At 59.9% G+C, this 18,155-nt stretch carries 18 protein-coding genes; 10 read left to right on the top strand and 8 right to left on the bottom strand.

From position 1 onward, the window contains the following. On the bottom strand, positions 1-936 hold the full coding sequence (gene fmt, locus NUW46_RS00210) for a methionyl-tRNA formyltransferase (RefSeq protein WP_305965389.1): 936 nt from the start codon (positions 934-936) through the stop codon (positions 1-3). Positions 937-1,031: 95 nt separating this feature from the next. Further along, positions 1,032-1,535 carry a peptide deformylase gene (def, locus tag NUW46_RS00215; RefSeq protein WP_069182443.1) on the bottom strand — a complete coding sequence of 168 codons (504 nt, stop codon included), beginning with the start codon at positions 1,533-1,535 and terminating at the stop codon, positions 1,032-1,034. A 418-nt stretch (positions 1,536-1,953) separates the two neighbouring features. Between def and NUW46_RS00220 the strand changes: the two genes are divergently transcribed. The 8 genes from NUW46_RS00220 to NUW46_RS00255 all read left to right on the top strand — a co-directional run bounded on the left by NUW46_RS00220 (position 1,954) and on the right by NUW46_RS00255 (position 8,652). After that, entirely contained in the window at positions 1,954-2,970 is a 1,017-nt protein-coding gene (locus NUW46_RS00220; protein ID WP_069182444.1) for a LysM peptidoglycan-binding domain-containing protein, read from the top strand. A 71-nt stretch (positions 2,971-3,041) separates the two neighbouring features. Further along, a complete protein-coding gene (gene dprA / locus NUW46_RS00225) occupies positions 3,042-4,184 on the top strand; it encodes a DNA-processing protein DprA (RefSeq protein ID WP_418141072.1) in 1,143 nt (380 codons plus the stop codon). 43 nt (positions 4,185-4,227) lie between these two features. Then, entirely contained in the window at positions 4,228-4,800 is a 573-nt protein-coding gene (locus NUW46_RS00230) for an L-threonylcarbamoyladenylate synthase (RefSeq protein WP_418141073.1), read from the top strand. Between the two features lie 8 nt (positions 4,801-4,808). Beyond that, positions 4,809-5,735, top strand: a complete 927-nt coding sequence (gene hemF, locus NUW46_RS00235) for an oxygen-dependent coproporphyrinogen oxidase (RefSeq protein ID WP_418141074.1) — start codon at positions 4,809-4,811, stop codon at positions 5,733-5,735. Further along, positions 5,728-6,555, top strand: coding sequence for a shikimate dehydrogenase (gene aroE / locus NUW46_RS00240; RefSeq protein WP_418141075.1), 828 nt, complete (start codon positions 5,728-5,730; stop codon positions 6,553-6,555). Before hemF ends, aroE begins: the two co-directional genes overlap by 8 nt. 54 nt (positions 6,556-6,609) lie before the next feature. Beyond that, positions 6,610-7,383, top strand: coding sequence for a motility protein A (locus tag NUW46_RS00245; protein ID WP_069182449.1), 774 nt, complete (start codon positions 6,610-6,612; stop codon positions 7,381-7,383). 4 nt (positions 7,384-7,387) lie between these two features. Then, complete coding sequence (locus tag NUW46_RS00250) at positions 7,388-8,221, top strand: flagellar motor protein MotB (protein ID WP_418141076.1); 834 nt, start codon at positions 7,388-7,390, stop codon at positions 8,219-8,221. A 113-nt stretch (positions 8,222-8,334) separates the two neighbouring features. Beyond that, positions 8,335-8,652 carry a PA4642 family protein gene (locus NUW46_RS00255; protein ID WP_418141077.1) on the top strand — a complete coding sequence of 106 codons (318 nt, stop codon included), beginning with the start codon at positions 8,335-8,337 and terminating at the stop codon, positions 8,650-8,652. Positions 8,653-8,693: 41 nt separating this feature from the next. Here NUW46_RS00255 and NUW46_RS00260 read toward each other — a convergent pair whose 3' ends face one another. From NUW46_RS00260 to NUW46_RS00280, 5 genes are all read right to left on the bottom strand, one after another. Further along, positions 8,694-9,149 carry an Hsp20/alpha crystallin family protein gene (locus NUW46_RS00260; protein ID WP_069182452.1) on the bottom strand — a complete coding sequence of 152 codons (456 nt, stop codon included), beginning with the start codon at positions 9,147-9,149 and terminating at the stop codon, positions 8,694-8,696. A gap of 190 nt (positions 9,150-9,339) precedes the next feature. Next, on the bottom strand, positions 9,340-10,908 hold the full coding sequence (locus NUW46_RS00265) for a sulfatase (protein ID WP_418141078.1): 1,569 nt from the start codon (positions 10,906-10,908) through the stop codon (positions 9,340-9,342). Next, positions 10,887-12,998 (bottom strand): glucans biosynthesis glucosyltransferase MdoH, encoded by a 2,112-nt coding sequence (gene mdoH / locus NUW46_RS00270; protein WP_418141079.1) that lies wholly within the window; start codon positions 12,996-12,998, stop codon positions 10,887-10,889. The genes NUW46_RS00265 and mdoH overlap by 22 nt, the downstream gene beginning before the upstream one ends. Then, entirely contained in the window at positions 12,991-13,236 is a 246-nt protein-coding gene (locus tag NUW46_RS00275; protein WP_418141080.1) for a hypothetical protein, read from the bottom strand. Before NUW46_RS00275 ends, mdoH begins: the two co-directional genes overlap by 8 nt. Before the next feature lie 69 nt (positions 13,237-13,305). Continuing rightward, positions 13,306-13,842, bottom strand: a complete 537-nt coding sequence (locus NUW46_RS00280; protein ID WP_209399356.1) for a gamma carbonic anhydrase family protein — start codon at positions 13,840-13,842, stop codon at positions 13,306-13,308. Between the two features lie 223 nt (positions 13,843-14,065). Between NUW46_RS00280 and prlC the strand changes: the two genes are divergently transcribed. Both prlC and NUW46_RS00290 read left to right on the top strand, forming a co-directional pair. Continuing rightward, a complete protein-coding gene (gene prlC / locus NUW46_RS00285) occupies positions 14,066-16,111 on the top strand; it encodes an oligopeptidase A (RefSeq protein WP_418141081.1) in 2,046 nt (681 codons plus the stop codon). Between the two features lie 56 nt (positions 16,112-16,167). Continuing rightward, a complete protein-coding gene (locus NUW46_RS00290; protein ID WP_069182456.1) occupies positions 16,168-16,425 on the top strand; it encodes a YheV family putative zinc ribbon protein in 258 nt (85 codons plus the stop codon). 320 nt (positions 16,426-16,745) lie between these two features. Here NUW46_RS00290 and NUW46_RS00295 read toward each other — a convergent pair whose 3' ends face one another. Beyond that, positions 16,746-18,068 (bottom strand): Na+/H+ antiporter family protein, encoded by a 1,323-nt coding sequence (locus NUW46_RS00295; RefSeq protein ID WP_418141082.1) that lies wholly within the window; start codon positions 18,066-18,068, stop codon positions 16,746-16,748. Between the last annotated feature and the right edge of the window lie 87 nt (positions 18,069-18,155).

Raw genomic sequence — 18,155 nt, forward strand, 5'->3', positions numbered from 1 at the left:
TCAGCGCAGCTCCTGGCCGGGCATCAGCAGTTCTTTGCCGCCGTTGATCAGGTCATTCACGCTCTGGGCGCGGGAGCCCGGCAGTTGCAGGCGGGTGATGCGCAGGGTGCCGTTGCCGCAGGCAATGTCGATCCCGTCCCGATCCCTATGCACCACGGTGCCGGGAAACGCGTCGCTGTCTGTCACAAGGGCCCGGGCTTCGTGAATGCGGATCCGTTGATCGCCCAGATCTGTGTAGGTTCCGGGCCAGGGGTTGAAAGCGCGAACCAGCCGTTCAATGGCTGTGGCGTCCGTGGCCCAGTCAATATGGCCCTCGGTTTTGCTCAGTTTGCTGGCGTAGCAGGCGAGGTCGTCGTTCTGCGGTTCCCCGGTGAGTTCACCTTTCTTTAAAAGCTCCAGGGCCTCGATGATGGCCTTGCCACCGAGCTCCGCAAGCCGGTCGTGCAGGCTGCCCCCGGTGTCGCTCGTATCGATAGCGGTCAGGGATTTCAACAGCATGGCCCCGGTATCCAGGCCTTCGTCCATCTGCATGATGGTGATGCCGGTCTCTGAATCGCCTGCGGCGATCGCCCGCTGGATGGGAGCGGCACCGCGCCAGCGTGGCAGCAGCGAGGCGTGGATGTTCAGGCAGCCGTGGGTGGGAATGTCGAGCACCGCCTTTGGCAGGATCAGGCCGTAGGCGGCGACGATCATCACGTCCGGCTTCAGGTCGGCCAACTGCTTCTGCGCTTCGGCTGTTTTCAGTGTTTCGGGCTGGAAGACCGGGATCTCATGGTCCAGCGCCACCTGCTTGACCGGGCTGGGCTGCAGCTTCCGGCCACGGCCGGCGGGGCGGTCCGGCTGGGAATAAACGCCAACGATGGTGTGGCCGGCGGCAATCAAGGCTTTGAGCGCGGTTGCCGCGAAATCCGGGGTGCCAGCAAAAACAAGTCGCACGGTGTTGTGATCTCTGTTTCGTTGTAATACGAAAAGACCGGGTCATGACCCGGTCCGGAAGATAGTGTCTGGTTATTCGCTCGCCTGCAGCCTGATCAGGCGCTCTTCTTGTGCTGCTTCTCCAGCTTCTTGCGAATCCGGTTACGCTTTAGCGAGCTGAGGTAGTCAACGAACAGCTTCCCGTTCAGGTGATCCATCTCATGCTGGATGCAGACTGCCAGCAGGCCTTTCGCCTCCAGTTCAAACGGTTTGCCGTCCCTGTCCAGCGCCCGGATCATACAGTGTTCGATCCGTTCGACGTCTTCGTAGAATCCCGGAACCGACAGGCAGCCCTCCTGCATGGCCTCTTTCTCGCCATCCAGCACGGTGACCTCCGGATTGATAAATACCCGCGGCTCGCTCTTGTCCTCCGACAGATCCATGACAATGATCTGTTTGTGAACATTGACCTGGGTCGCCGCCAGGCCAATACCGGGCGCATCGTACATGGTCTCGAACATGTCGTCGATCAGCTTGCGGTCAGCGTCCGTGACCTCTTCTACCGGCTTGGCAATGGTGCGCAGACGGGGATCCGGGTATTCGAGAATCTCTAGTATCATAGGTCGATCTTTTGCCTGTATGTCTGGATGCCCGCAGTTTACAGGGCGGCACCCCTCATGACTTTGCTGCTGTTTGTAACAATGTGAAACCGATCTTCGAAATGCGACAGCGTACTGCGCAAATTTCCGTCCTGCCTCTACTATTATCGGGGCAAGGCCCCAGCCTTCAACGGCTGGAAGGGTTATCAGCGCCAATAAGCGTATTATCCAACAATTCGTCGATTGAGTACAAACTGATCAGTTAATAGTTAAAATCTTTCAGCGGCGGGATAGAATTTACTGGAAGAACAAAAGATAACATCACAATTTGCGAGACTTCTTCTATAGTAACTGGAATAACAACGTAATAAGCTGCAGGTAACTGACTGCATCCCAACAGAATGCAAAGAATCAAGGCACGCGATCAAGGACTTACACAATGAGGAAACTGCTGTACGCTCTGGCAGCAACTACGCTGCTTATAACCTCCTGGGCCCATGCTGCACCGGAGCTGCGGTCCGATCATCCCGAGCGTTACACCGTTGTGAAGGGTGACACCCTCTGGGACATCTCGGCCCGTTTTCTGAATAATCCCTGGTACTGGCCGGAAATATGGCATGTGAACCCGCAGGTCGCCAACCCTCACCTTATTTATCCTGGTGATCGCCTTGCCCTGGTTTACATCGACGGCAAACCCCGAATTACCAAGGTGGCCAGCAGCGATGTGGTGAAGCTGTCGCCGAAGGTTCGGTCCGAGCCCATCGACACGCCGATCCCGGCTATCCCGCTGGATGCCATTGGCAGCTTCCTCACCGACACCCGTATTGTCAGCCCGGAAGAAATCAATGGCGCCCCTTACGTTCTGGAAGGGGAAGATGGCCGGATTATTACCGGTGCCGGCGACAAACTCTATGCCCGTGGCGAGAAGCCTGCGGACAAAGTGGGTATCTTCCGCCGCAGCAAGGAGTTCCGCGACCCGGAAACTGGCGAATTCCTTGGTCTGGAGGCCCGGAGTATTGCCCGTGGTGACGTGGCCCGGGAAAACGGCGACGTGCTGACCGTAAACCTGACCAGCTCCAGCGAAGAAGTTCGCATTGGTGACCGGCTGATGGTGAGCGAAGACCGTCGTCTGACCACCAGCTTTGTGCCCAGCGCTCCTGACCAGGATGTGGAAGGACAGATGATCTCCGTCGACGGCGGTGTGAGCCAGATCGGTCAGTTCGATGTGGTGGCCATCAACCGCGGCACCCGGGAAGGGCTGGAAGCGGGCAACGTGATGGCCGTTCTGAAAAGCGGCAATCTGGTTCGCGATCCGGTAACCGGAGAAACCATCGAACTGCCCTCCGAGCGTGCCGGGCTGCTGATGGTGTTCCAGGCCTACGAAAAGATGAGCTACGGTCTGGTGCTTCAGGCCACCCGTGCTTTGACGGTGGGTGACAAGGTTACCAACCCCTGATTGGCTGATTACCGACAGATGCAACGGCCGGACCTGGAAGGTCCGGCCTCGCTTTTTCCAAGGACGATGCCGTGTTTTCCTCTGCCACAGCCCAATGGCTGTTTCTGACCTGCCTGCCAGACGTTGGCCGTGCCCGTCGGCGTGAACTGCTGACAGAACTCCCTGACTTGCCCCGACTCCTTCAAATGAATGCCGCCACCTTGCGGGCCATGGGCATGACTGCAGACGCCACGGCGGCAATCCAGGCCTGGCAAAAGCAGGATGATGCCCATCCGACGGTACGTGAGGTCCGGACGATCAGGGACAATTGCTGCAAGCATGGCATCGGGATTCTGACCTGGCCGGATAGTCATTACCCGGAGCAGTTGCGGCACATCCACGACGCGCCCCTGGTGCTGTATACCCTCGGTGATACGGGGCTTATGGCCCGGGACCAGATCGGCATTATCGGCAGCCGGAAGGCCACGCCGGCCGGCCTGGACCATGCCCGACGGTTTGCTGCGGAACTCAGTTCCCGGGAGTTACTGGTGACCAGTGGTCTGGCCCTGGGTGTCGATGGTGCTGCCCACGCCGGTGCGCTCGATGCCGGGTTTCCGACCATCGCAGTGGTTGGTCGCGGCCTGGACCGCATCTACCCCCATCAGCATCGACGGCTTGGTGAGCGGGTCATTCAGCATGGTCTGATGATTTCCGAGTATCCCCCCGGTACGCCGGCACGCGCCGCCCACTTTCCCCAGCGCAACCGTATTATCAGCGGCCTGAGCCGAGGCGTGCTGGTGGTGGAGGCGGGTCTGCGCAGTGGCTCCCTGATTACTGCGCGAATGGCGTTGGAACAGGGGCGTGAAGTTTTCGCTATTCCCGGGTCGGTGCACAGTCCGGTTGCCCGGGGCTGTCATCACTTGATCAAACAGGGTGCTCGACTGGTTGAGACGGTGGACGACATTCTCGAAGAATTGGGTGCCTGGTGGTCTCCGCCGCTCCAGACCGGGTCTGACTCGGCGCCAGAGCCAAAGAAGCAGGGCAAAGGACTCCTGGCCGGATTGGACAGCCGGGAAATCGCGGTATTTGAGGCTTTAGGGTATGATCCACAATCAACCGATGCACTGAGTTCAGCGACCGGTCTTCCCGCCGACCAGCTCATGCAGTCCCTATTGCTTCTCGAGTTGCAGGGGCTCATCAGTTTGGCCCCGGGGGGCTATCAGAAAGTCGCGTGAAACCGGTGTGAACATCTACCCTGATCAACCCTGACAGAGGCGCATGCCCGATTCCCATCCCCTTTCTGACTGGCAACTGCATTGTGCCCGCCGCACGATTTTCAGTGGCGGTGTTATCGCCTATCCCACCGAGGCTGTCTGGGGCCTGGGTTGTGATCCCTGGGATCAGGAGGCGGTGGAGCGGATTCTGGAGCTGAAGCAGCGCCCGGTTGAAAAAGGCGTGATTCTGGTGGCTTCGTCCGTCGACCAGATCCGCTTCCTGCTGGAGCCCCTGTCTCAGGCGCTTCAAGACGAGGCAGAGCGCTACTGGCCGGGACCTGTGACCTGTCTGCTGCCCGATATCGAGCGGCAGATTCCGGAATGGGTGCGCGGGAAGCACACCTCCATCGCGGTGCGGGTCAGCGAGCACCCCGTGGTGGTCGCCCTGTGCAACGCGGCGGGAATGCCCCTGGTTTCCACCTCCTGCAACCCGGCAGGGCGCCAGCCGGCCCGGCATATCTGGCAGGTCCGGCGCTATTTCGGCGATCAGCTTGACTGGATCGTGCCCGGCGCATTGGGCGGTAATCGCAAACCCAGCCGTATTATTGATATTGTCAGCGGTCAGCAACTTCGTTAGGAGCGTTTATGCCACAGCAACCCGATAGCCAGGCGGTAAAGCAGTATCTGCTGGGATTGCAGGAGTCGATCTGTAGCCGGCTGGAGGCCCTCGACGAGGGCGCATCTTTCATTCGGGATGCCTGGGACCGACCGGAGGGTGGCGGTGGTATCAGCCGTGTTATTACAGAGGGTCGCGTGTTCGAGAAAGGCGGTGTCAATTTTTCCCACGTGATGGGTGACACCATGCCGGCCTCCGCCACCGCCCACCGCCCGCATCTGGCCGGTGCTCCCTGGCAGGCCATGGGGGTGTCGCTGGTTATCCACCCCAACAACCCTTTTGTGCCGACGTCCCACGCCAACGTCCGGTTTTTCATCGCCACACCGAAGGGCAGTGAGCCAGTGTACTGGTTTGGTGGTGGCTACGACCTCACGCCTTACTACGGTTTCGAAGAAGACTGTGTGCACTGGCACCAGACAGCCCGTGACGCCTGCGAGCCGTTTGGAGAGGGCACCTACAAGCGCTTCAAGGATTGGTGCGATGATTACTTTTATCTGAAACACCGGGATGAACCCCGCGGCGTTGGTGGTCTGTTTTTTGACGACCACAACACAGGCGACTTCGAGCAGGATTTCGGCCTGATGAAAGCGGTAGGTGACAGCTATATTGATGCCTACGAGCCCATTGTCCGGCGCCGTATGGACCATCCATACGGTGACCGCGAGCGGGACTTCCAGCTCTATCGTCGAGGACGGTACGTGGAGTTCAATCTCGTCTATGACCGCGGTACGCTGTTTGGCCTGCAATCCGGCGGTCGGACGGAATCCATCCTGATGTCCCTGCCGCCGCTGGTGCGCTGGGATTACAACCGGACCGCGGAGCCTGGCTCGGAGGAAGCCCGGCTAACCGACTATTTCCTGACCGGCCGGGACTGGCTGGAGGCGCAGCATGACTAACGATCTATACGCGGTGGTTGGCAACCCCATCAGCCACAGCAAATCACCCAGGATTCACAGCCTGTTTGCCAGGGAGACCGGTGAGCCGGTTGAGTACACGGCGATACAGGCGCCGCGGGATGATTTCGCCGGCACCGTAAAACAGTTCTTCGAGCGGGGCGGGAAGGGCCTCAATGTGACCGTGCCTTTCAAGGAAGAAGCCTGGAAGCTGGCGGACCGACGTACCGAGCGTGCCGAGAATGCCGGGGCCGCCAATACCCTGTACCTGGATGGTGATGGCGTGCTTGTCGCTGACAATACCGACGGGTGCGGTATTGTCCGTGACTTGCTCATAAACCACGTTGTCACCCTGAACGCAGCGCGGATCCTGGTGCTGGGTGCCGGAGGCGCCGTTCGGGGTGTTCTGGGTCCGATCCTGGCAGAGCATCCTGGCGCTATTACCATCGCCAACCGAACCGTAGCCAAGGCTGAGGCCCTGGTTGAACTGTTTACACCCGTGGCTGGCGAGACCAGGCTTTCTGCCTGCGGATTCGAACAGCCCTCTGAGCCGTTTGATTTGATCATCAACGGTACCAGCGCCAGCCTCCAGGGCGATTTGCCCCCGCTGTCACCGAAGGTGATTGCAGAGAAAACCGTGGTCTACGACATGATGTATTCTCTGCAGACCACCACCTTTAACCGGTGGGCACTTGAACAGGGCGCACAGATCGTTCACGACGGGCTTGGTATGCTGGTGGAGCAGGCAGCGGAATCGTTCCGGATCTGGCGCGGGGTGAGTCCTGCCACCCGCCCCGTCATCGATGAATTGCGTAACGACTGAGCCGCTGTGCCCGTGATGGGCTATGCTCATGGTCAACTTCCGTAGGGATTTTCGATGGACATTCTTACCCTTGTCGGGCTTGTCGCCGGTGTTCTTATCGTCATTCTGGCGATGCTGGCCAATGCCTCCTTCCTGACGTTCCTGAATCTTCCGGGGCTGGCCATCGTGTTGGGTGGCACCTTTGCGGTTACCCTGATCAAATTCCGCATGGCATCGGTGATGAGCGCTTTCCGGCTGGCCATGTCTGCTGCCTTTACCGACCGTATGGCGCGGCCAACGGAACTGATCCGGGAAGTGGGCTCGCTGGCCATGGTGGTGCGTAAAGAAGGCATTCTGGGCCTGGAGAACCACCAGACTGACAACGCGTTCCTTCAGAAGGCGATCAATCTGTGTGTCGACGGTCACCCGCCGGAACTGGTGGAAGAGGCGCTGGCCCAGGAAACCCAGCAGACTGCCGAGCGGTACGAAGTGGCCGAGCGGGTGTTCCGGGGTATCGGTGAATCCGCCCCGGCCATTGGCATGCTGGGCACCCTGGTGGGCCTGGTACAGATGCTTAATACCCTGGATGACCCATCCTCCATTGGTCCGGCCATGGCGATCGCCCTGCTTACCACCCTTTACGGTGCGTTTATTGCCCAGCTGATTGCCCTGCCCCTGGCCGACAAGCTGCAACTGAAAGCCGAGGATGAGTCCCGGAACCAGATGCTTATCATCACGTCCATCAAGAACATCATGCGTGGCGAGAATCCCCGGGTGATGACCGAACTGCTGTCCTCGTTTGTCCACCCGGAACAGCGCACCGGCCTGGCGCCGGAGCGGGAGGCCTGAGGGTTTGGAACTGGTCCAGAAGAAAAACCGGAAGCGTTTGCAGAACCAGACGCCGGGCTGGATCGTTACCTTCGCCGATCTGGCCACCCTGCTGCTGACCTTTTTCATTCTGCTGCTGTCGTTTGCCGAAATGGACGTTGAGAAGTACCGTGCCATGGCGAATTCCATGGCGGTGGCCTTTGGCTCCAGCAACGTCCTGGCCGAGGATATCGGCGGCTCCCCACTGACCATGATCGAATCGGATACCGTCTCCCTGCCCGAGCCCACCGAGTCCCAGACGCGGGAGCCCGAATTCATCGATGAGCGGGCCGAGGGGGCCGCGCCCACCCAGATTCCCGGTGGTGTGATTGATCTGGCCAGCCGGATGATCCGGGAGCTGGAATCGGAGGTGGCCTCCGAAGCGTTGAGTGTCAATTACGACCAGAACCAGGTGGTGATCCGCTTTTCCGAGGAGGCCACTTTTCGATCCGGTGATGCCGCCATCAAACCCGAAATGATCCCGATCATCGAACGGGTGGTGAACGTGCTCTCGGCGTGTACCGGCGATGTGTTGGTGTCCGGTTACACCGATGACCGGCCGATTTCCAGCGACCGTTACCGCTCGAACTGGGATCTTTCCGCGGCCCGTGCCGTGTCGGTGGTGCACGAGCTGGTGATGAACCGTCAGGTACCGGCTGAGCGGGTGGTGGCGGCCGGGCGTGCCGAGACCAACCCGCTTGCGCCGAATGATACTCCGGAGAACCGGGCCCTGAACCGCAGGGTAGAAATTGCCATTCGAAATCCGAAATGCAGCGATGAGGTTCCCACTGGCGACCTGCCTGTTGAAATCATGCCCTGAGTCTTATAGCCGGTGCGTAGCTTCTCATGAGCAATCCATATAACTGTCCTGCTTTCAGGGCTTTATACTGTGCGCCCGATAACTGACTGGCACAGCAAAGCGAGAGAGCAACCATGAGTGGACCGGACAAGCCGAAAGTAATTGGCGAAGAATGGAGCGACGAGCGGGTGAGGAGTTTTCTGGATATCCGCCCCTGGGATGCTAAAGAGAATGCTGATTACCATGCCCTGTTGAAAGCCTACCAGGCCATGCGGGCGGAAGACTTTGAGCGCTTTATCGGGTTTTTTGTTGCCGAAAATCGGGATCTGAACGCCCCTGGTCCGGACGGAGAGACCATTCTGGACCTGATCTCCCGGCATCGGCGCAGTGTGGATTACGCCAGTGCCCTGGAAAAGGCCGGCGCCAGAACAACGACCGCAGCCGGAAACTGAACCCGGTGCGGCCGTCTGTCGCTGACTGAGATTTCCGGCGTTTACTGCACGTCGACCTCGATGGCCTTGGGTTCTTTGGGCTCGGCCTTCTGGAGCGTCAGGGTCAGCATGCCGTCCTTGAAGTTCGCCTTCACGCTGTTTTCATCAACGTTTTCCGGCAGCGTGAAGCGACGCAGGAAGCTACCGTAGAAACGCTCAATCCGGTGGTGCTTCTTGTCCTTGGTCTCGTCTTCACTCTTGCGCTCACCCTGAATGCTCAGAACGCCCTCGTGCACTGTCACCTTCACGTCTTCCTTGGACATGCCCGGCAGCTCGGCCTCAATGGTGAAGGCTTCCGGAGTCTCCTTGATGTCCACGGCCGGAGCCCAATCGCTGCGGCTGAACAGGTCCTTGCCTTCGCGCTCGCCGCCTGAGCGGGTCAGGCCGAACATGCGGTTATAGCGGTTCATCAGGTCTTCGAACTCATTGACCGGATTCCAGCGGGTAAGATTGCTCATAAGGCAGCCCTCCTTTTTTAAACGAAACGAATCTGAATAGTTGAACATCAGCTTCGATCGCGGAACTGCTCCATGCCGGTGGCGCCAGCCGGATGGTTATCCGTGAACCTCTGCTATTTCCGAATGTAGGTGCATAGCGGATGTTTTCAAGGGTGAGGTTGATGGAATTTTGACCAGGGTCAAATCGGGTTCAGGGTTGACCGAAATGGCGGTGCAGAAAGGGGCGGAAACGGCTCATTGTGGCTCCGGGTGTATCCGGATCGGGCCGGATACCGGGTCGAAATCCCGGCAGTTCACCGGACAAAAACGGTTCCACCAGTTTCGGGTCTGCACTCACGACATGAACAATGACATCGCGGCTGGCGTCCTCACCCGTGATCAGGGGGGCTGGCTGATGGTCACCCAGGATGATCATCAGCGCGTTCTGGCTCAGATAGTGGGTGGCAAAGCCTCCGGCAACCTCCAGGGCATAGGCAATGGCCTGTCCGTAATGCTGGCGGACCCGGTCCGGGTCGCGCCATAGCGAAACCGGTGCCTCGCCAGCGCCTTTCCAGCGCTGGAACACCTCTCCGTTGCCAATGCTTTGCCAGTCATCAAGCACCGGCAGGATTGGAACCCAGGGCGCGTGGCTGCTGATCAGGGCAAGTTCGGCGAACAAAGGCCCCTGATGGCTGTCGCGAATGGCCTGGAACCGGTGCCAGGTATATTGATCGGGCATGGTGACCCAATTGAACGGTGGCCCCTGGTAATCCAGATCGTCGTGATCGTAGATCCGGTCGTAGCGAAACAGTCGGCCCTCGGGCCAGGCCCGGGTGATCGCCGGCATCACGGCCAGGGTTTTGTGTCCGGTACTTCGGAAGTCATCGATCAGGGTGGCGTAGCCGCTGCTGAGCAGGGTTTCGTAGGCAAGCTGGTTGTGAATCCACTGGCCACTGAGCACGGAAAGGTGGCCGAGCCAGGACTGGCCACCCTGGATTGGCGACTGCAGTCGGCCTGTGGCGACCGTGAGCCCCGCGGCGTCGAGCGACTGGCCCATCGCTTCGAGGCCCGGGCCGACCAGGGAGCGGTAGCGTTCGTCCGTAACAGTCGAGACGCCATAGGACTCAATAAACCCCAGAATCACATCCGTTTGCGCCAGCTTCGCCAGCGGTGAGGGTTGGCTCTGTCGACCGGGCCCGGCGTTCAGCTCTTTAGCAAAGTTTCGGGTGGTCTGGTGCGTGTGAGTGATCAGGGAGGCCTGATTGGCAACGAAGGCCAGCGCCGGGCTGCCAATCCACGGGGTTACGGCCCCGGCCAGGAACAGGCCGGATACCAGCCAGAGCGGTTTGCCAAGGCGAGCCGGAGAGTGCTGTGCCAGCCGTTCCAGTCCGTACCGAAACAGGCGACCCACCCCGGCAAGTAAGGCTGCCAGAATGATGAGGGCCAGCACCGCCAAACCGGCACCCAGGTTGGTATCCAGGAGGTTCCAGGCCGCGTCCAGCAGACCCAACTCCAGATAGAGGTTAAGACCACGGCCCAGACTTTCCCGCACCAGGGCATCGGCCAGGACAAGAAGAACCAGTAGTCCATAAAGAACAGCCAGTATCTGGCCGACGCGATACTTTTGCTCTGGCTTCCTGAGTCCGCAAATGAGGGCCCAGACGATCAGGGCCTCCAGAGAAAACCAGGGCGTGTCGCCGGGCAAAGCCAAGGAAGGCAACAGGAATAATCCGTTCAGAAGCAGCAGCCAGACCAGTATCACGAAGCTGCCTCTGCCCATGTCAGGGCTGCTGGCTGGCGGGGCAAGGACACCGGTGCCGGAGGCCTTTGCTCAAGAGACCGGGCCATGCGGACCAGCACCTCCCGCCAGGGTGATTCGTGCGAGGCATGCCAGGCTCGGCAATGCAGCGCTTTCAGGGCTTCCGGATGGTTGCAGATCAGACTGAGTTCCCGGTGACTAAGGGCATGTTTGCCTTCAATGGCGCAGCGATCAACCAGGCGCGCCAGCGCCCGTGCCTTTTTACCGGTGGCTGGCAGTGCGTCGTAGTCTGTAACCCCTGCAAAGACAGGCGACAGAACCACCTGTTCAAACCAGCTCAAACGACCCGGATCATGGCTGAGTGGGCCGGTGGTCTCGGCCAGCTCAATCACTCGGGTGGTTTGCTCATCCTCTGGCACTTGCAGCCAGGTGCCCAAGCGTGGGGTTCGACCAAGCCAGCAGGCCAGGGCCGGTGCCAACAACACCGGTGCCATGACCGGCAGGGCCCAGGGCGTCAGCGTTGGCGCATGCCAGTGAATGAGGGTCAGGCCTGCCGCCGCCGAGGCGAGGAGCAGGCCATAGTGCCGGAGACTGAGCCCCGGACTGAGGCCGCCGGACCTGTTTTGCCCCTGCCAGCCCACGTTGAGGTTCAGCACAGCCTGAACCACATGGAGCGTGTGAACCAGCATCCGGATGGGCGCCAGTGCCAGGGCCGCGAGTGTTTCGAGAAAGGTATTGGCACAGAGCCTGAACATACCTCCGAATCTGGCAGTTCTTCCGGCCAACCAATGGTCCCCTACGGCCAGAAGTCGTGGCCCAAAGAGTAGCAGTGCGGTCATGGAGACCAGCAGTGCCCCTGCGCTTGAGCCCGCCTCCGTTGTGGCCATCACCCCCGGCAGTGCCGGCGTCGCTGATGGTCCGGCCAACGCCACAAATCCGGACAGGCCCAGGAAAACCAGCCAGAGTGGCGACGCCAGGTAAGAGAGAATGCCGGTTACCAGGGCCATCCGGTGGCCCAGCCGTAGTTTGCCCATGGTTGCCAGCAGCCAGAGGTGCTGGAGATTGCCACGACACCAGCGCCGGTCCCGGACCAGGTCGTCTTCCAGGGTTGGCGGTGATTCCTCAAAACTGCCGGCGATGGCAGGTTCCAGCCACACTTCGTAGCCTGCCCGGCCCATGAGCGCAGCCTCGATAAAATCATGGCTGAGTACCGGCCCCCGGAACAGGCCCGGGCCCTGAAGCTTTCGCAGACCGCAGTGGGCCATGAACGGGGCTACCCTGATGATCGCATTGTGGCCCCAGTAGGTGGCCTCACCGAGTTGGATGGCCGCCAGTCCTGCGCTGTAGAGCCTGCCATAGCAGCGGTTGGCAAACTGTTGCAGACGGGCAAACCGGGTTTCTGCACGGGCCAGTCGGGGTGTGGTCTGGATAATCCCGGCCTCAGGCCGCGCCTCCATCAGCTGGATAAGCCGGGTAATGCAGTTGGCACTGAGCAGGCTGTCGGCGTCCAGAACGACCATGTAGCGGTAGCGGCGGCCCCATCGACGCAGGAAATCGGCAATATTGCCGCTCTTGTAGTTCAGGTTGACGTTGCGACGCCGGTAGAACAAATGTTGATGGGGGCCAAGCTCCCGACGAATTTGCTCGCAGGTTGCCTGTTCCTCAAGCCAGGTGTCCGGGTCCCGACTGTCCGATAGCACGTAGAAGTCCACGGCGCGGGCTTGTCCCATTTGCCCAAGGTCCTGGATGATCGCTTTCAAGCCACCGAGAGTATGTTGCACCGGTTCATGGCAGATGGGCATCACAACGGCGGTTGAGGCCGACAATAACTCCCTGCACCCTTCGGGCTCTACACGCCTGGAAAGGCTCCAGCCGTCCCCGCCGAAGCGCAGGGCGACGAACCCGAAAACCGCCGTCCAGAAACCCACCCCAATCCAGGCAAACAGAACCCCGAACACCGTCAACAGCGCCGCGATTGTTACGGAACCGGCCTGCTCCGGCACAGTTTGGGAAAACAGCAACATGCCGAAAAGCGTCTGAGCGGCCACAAGGAAGACAAGCAGCAAGCGCCGCCGCAGGGCAACGGGGCGCCAGGAATCGGAACTAATCACGGGGGTACCCGATACTGGCCCGGGTAATGGGTGGGAGATGATGACCCTGTCGAGGCCCGGGCAAGGCGAACCACTGAGGCATCAGCTCCAGCATTTGCTTGGTACTCAAAGCCCGGCGTCCAGCCCCTCGAGCCTGCAGCATGCTCTGCAACCGCGCCCGGGTTTCCGGACCGGTATCGTGGCCTGCCGCGCGCAGGTACAGCAAAGCTCTATTAAAGGGTTCGTCCGATGTGTCCACAGAGGCCTCCGCCATGCAGCAGGGTTACCCCATTTCATACGGCTACGGGCTCACGTTCAGACCACTGGCTTACTGATCGTTAAGGTATTCATCCTTGAGGCGAACGTAATTGGCAGCGGTGTATTTAAAGAACCCCCGCTCCTTCTCGGTCAGTGCGCGTGCTTTCTTGCAGGGTGATCCCACATAAAGGTGCCCGGATTCCAGGGTCTTGCCGGGTGGCACCAGACAGCCCGCTGCAACAATCACCTCGTCCTCCACCACGGCACCATCCATAATGATGCAACCCATGCCTACCAGGACCCGGCTGCCAATGGTGCAGCCATGCAGCAGCGCCTTGTGACCCACCGTCACATCGTCGCCCAGGGTGAGCGGATAACCACCGGGGTTGTAGTCACTGGCGTGAGTAATATGCAGAACCGACCCATCCTGGATGCTGCACCGGTGCCCAATGCGGATCTTGTGCATATCGCCACGCACCACGGTCATCGGCCAGATGGAAACATCATCACCGGTTTCCACATCGCCAATCACCACGGCACTTGGATCTACCCATGCCCGTTCCCCAAAATGTGGCGTGATACCCTTGTGTGAACGTATATTCGTCATTACATAGTACCTGTTGTTTTGAATGTTCAGGTGTACTCCGAGGCTCGAGGCAGCTGTGGGAGGGGCCTTTCCAAAACTGTCTCTCGCCATGGATGGCGAGAGCCAAGCGTCACATGGACGTGCCGCAAGGAGCGTGTTTTGGAAAGGCCTCTCCCACAGATGCCAGCCCCAAAACCTGAATAAACCAAACTACCCAAGATTCGACTAGCTGAGAAGGGGACCTATGAATAACCCGTTACTGACTGACGACCTGTTGCCGAAGTTCGACCATGTTCGCACCGAGCACATGGAAGCGGCAATCGACCAGATTCTCAGTGAAAACCGGATGAAAATCAGCCAGCTTGCCGAGCAGGAAGATCCCACCTGGGAGACCCTCGCACAGCCCATGCAAGCGCTGGACGACAAACTGAGCAATGCCTGGTCCGTGATTTCCCACCTCAACGGTGTGATGAACAACGACGAGCTGCGCAAGGTTTACAAGAACTGCCTCGAAAAGCTCACCGAATACAGCACCGAGGTGAGTCAGAACGCGGCCCTCTGCAACGCCTGGAAGAAGCTTGCCGAACGGGACGACTTCAAGAACCTGAACGAAGCCCAGCGTAAGGCCGTGGAAAACACCTTGCGGGATTTCCACCTCGGCGGTGTCGACCTTCCGGAAGACAAGAAAAAGCAGTATGCCGACTTGTCCCGGGAGCTGTCCGAGCTGTCCAACAAGTTCAGCGACAACGTGCTGGACGCCACCCAGCACTGGTACAAGCAGATCACTGACGTGGATGAACTGGCTGGCGTCCCCGAGACTGCCATCGAAAGCGCCAAGCAGACCGCCCGCCAGAAAGAGCTGGATGGCTATGTGATCACCCTGGACTTCCCCAGCTTTTACCCTGTGATGACCTACTGCGAAAACCGGGAACTGCGCCGCGAAGTCTACGAGGCCTTTGTAACCCGTGCCTCTGACCAGGGCCCGGATGCCGGCCAGTGGGACAACACCCCGGTGATGGCGGAAATCCTCAAGCGCCGCCACGCCCAGGCCAAACTGCTCGGCTTCGACAACTACGCCGAGCGCTCCCTGGCCACCAAGATGGCCCGCAGCAGCGATGAGGTGCTGGGCTTCCTGAACCAGCTGGCGGCCAAGTCCAAGCCCCAGGCCGAGAAAGAGTTTGCCGAGCTCAAAGCCTTTGCCAAGGACGAGTACGGCGTGGAAGACCTGCAGGCCTGGGATATCGGCTACTACAGCGAAAAGCTGCGCCAGAAGCGCTACGACATCTCCCCGGAAACCCTGCGACCCTGGTTCCCGGTGAACAAAGTGGTGCCCGGCCTGTTCCGGGTGGCAGAGAAGCTGTTCGACGTACAGATCGAAGCGAAACCGGAAGTGGAAACCTGGCACGAGGACGCGACTGCCTACTGCATCAGTCGCAACGGCGAGCCCCTGGCCTGGTTCTATCTCGACCTCTATGCCCGTCAGGGCAAGCGTGGCGGCGCCTGGATGGCAGACTGCCGGGTGCGCTGGCGCAACCTCCGTGGCCAGCTCCAGCTGCCGGTAGCCTTCCTGACCTGTAACTTCACCCCGCCGGTGAACGGCAAGCCGTCGCTGCTGACCCACGACGAGGTCACCACCCTGTTCCACGAATTCGGCCACGGCCTGCACCACATGCTAACCCAGGTGGATGTGCTGGATGTCTCCGGCATCAACGGCGTGGCCTGGGATGCCGTCGAGCTGCCCAGCCAGTTCCTGGAAAACTGGTGCTGGAACCCGGAATCCCTGGCCCTGATCGCCTCGCACCACGAAACCGGCGAACCGCTGCCAGAAGACCTGCTCCAGAAACTGCTGGCGGCCAAGAACTTCCAGTCTGGCATGGGCATGGTGCGCCAGCTCGAGTTCTCCCTGTTCGACTTCCGCCTGCACGCGGAATTCACCGACGAGGCGCCGACCAACCCGCTGGACATGCACCGGAAGGTTCGCAGCGAGATCGCCGTGGTGGAAGCACCGGAATTCAACCGCTTCCCGAACGCCTTCTCGCACATCTTTGCCGGCGGCTATGCGGCGGGTTACTACAGCTACAAGTGGGCGGAAGTGCTGGCGGCCGATGCCTTCTCCCTGTTCGAGGAAAAAGGCATCTTCGACCCCGAAACCGGCAAGGCCTTCCTCCACAATATCCTGGAGAAAGGCGGCTCACAGGAGCCCATGGAACTGTTCAAGGCCTTCCGGGGTCGAGAACCGCAGGTGGATGCGCTGCTGAAACAAACCGGCATCACGGACGAAGCTGCCTGACCCAATCTGAGCCGGCAGTCGTAATGGCTGCCGGATGTTTTATCGGGAGTTTTACTATGGCGAGTCCAAAACGCTTTATCGCCGGCGCCGTCTGTCCCCGCTGCGCGGAGATGGACAAGATCATGATGTACACCACCGACGACGATGAGCAGATTCGCGAATGCGTCGCCTGTGGCTTCACCGATGCTATGTCGGACTCCGAGCAACCGGCCAATCCGGAGCTGGAGACGCGGGTGAACAAGCGCAAGAACGAGGACGATCACACGGTCAAGCAGGTGGTGTTCTTCAAGTCTGCTGCGGAAGATGGAGAGTAGGCCGGCTTTTGCAGCCTGATTGGTGAGAGTCTGAGAGGCCATGGGGGTGCTTTTCTTATGGGGAAAAGCAACTCGCTTCGCTCAGACATCTTTCCCCCGCCAGAAAAGCACCCCCACACCCTCTCGATCTGACTCAAAAGATATCTCTTTAAGGCAAACTCTTTTCAGCGATATCTGATGGTCTCTATGTGAGGGGGCCGGGATATTTTTCCCGCCGGAAATTGATGTCTGAGCGCAGCGAGTTGCCATTTCCAAGGGAAAAATATCCCGGCCCCCTCGCAACTCCCCTCAAAACGAAGGCTACAAAGCCACCTCCGAACTCAAAGAACCATAGCCGCCAACCACCCAAAGCCAAGCAGCGGCAGGTTGTAGTGCAGGAACGTCGGCACCACGGTATCCCAGATGTGGTTGTGCTGGCCGTCGGCGTTCAGGCCGGCGGTGGGGCCGAGGGTGGAGTCGGAGGCCGGGGAGCCGGCATCACCCAGGGCGCCAGCGGTGCCGACCAGGGCCACGATGGCCAGGGGGCTGAACCCCAGCTGCAGTGCCAGAGGCACATAAAGTGCGGCGATGATGGGGATGGTGGAGAAGGACGAGCCAATACCCATGGTAATCAGCAGGCCTACCACCAGCATCAGCAGTGCGGCCATGGACTTGTTCTCACCAATTACGCCCACGGAGCTGTCCACCAGGCTGGCGATTTCTCCGGTTTCCCGCATCACCTCGGCAAAACCAGACGCGGCGATCATGATGAAGCCGATCATGGCCAGCATTTTCATGCCCTCGGTGAACAGGTCATCGGCCTCTTTCCAGCGCACCACCCCGGACAGGTTGAACAGCACGAAACCCGCCAGGGCGCCGAGGATCATTGAGCCCAGCCAGAGCTGTACCACGAACGCGGTAACGATGGCCGCCAGGGCCATAATCAGGGTGCGCGGGCTGTAGCTGGTGTCCACCCGTTCAGCTTGGGTAATCGTTTCCAGGTTATAGGAGCGGCCACCGCGGTAGCTGAAAAAGACGGCAATCAGCAAACCGCAGAGCATGCCCAGAGCCGGCAGCGCCATGGCTTTCATGACGCTCAGACCGGAGGCGTCGACGCCGTTAGCGTTGATCTTGGCGATCAGGATTTCGTTCAGGTAGATGCCGCCAAAGCCGATCGGCAGGAACATGTAGGGGGTGATCAGACCGAAGGTCAGCACACAGGCAACCAGGCGGCGATCCATGTTCAGTTTTGCCATCACGTACAGCAGTGGCGGTACCACCAGGGGTATGAAGGCAATGTGGATCGGCAGGATGTTCTGGGACGAGATGGCAATGGCCAGCAGCAGGCCGATGATCAGAAAGCGCATGCCATTCACGGCGGCGCCTTCTTCCTGCCGTCCGACCAGTGCCAGGGCCTTGTCGGCCAGGGCGTGGGCCAGGCCGGATTTGCCGATGGCAACGGCGAAGGCACCGAGGGTGGCGTAGGACAGAGCCACGGTGGCACCGCCGCCCAGGCCATTATTGAAGGCTTCGATGGTGGCTTCCAGGGACATTCCGGCAATCAGGCCGCCGGATACGGCGCCGATGATCAGGGCAACAACAACGTGAATGCGGCACAAACTCAGGACGAGCATGATGGCAACCGCAGCTACAACGGCATTCATGGCAAAACTCCGGGTAGGAATTAATGGTTTCCCCGGCCCCTTGTGGGGGCCGGCATCATGAAAAGCGCGGTAATGTGCAGGAAATGA

The organism is Marinobacter sp. MA, from assembly GCF_048298425.1.
In the GTDB taxonomy this organism is placed as follows: Bacteria; Pseudomonadota; Gammaproteobacteria; order Pseudomonadales; family Oleiphilaceae; genus Marinobacter; species Marinobacter salsuginis.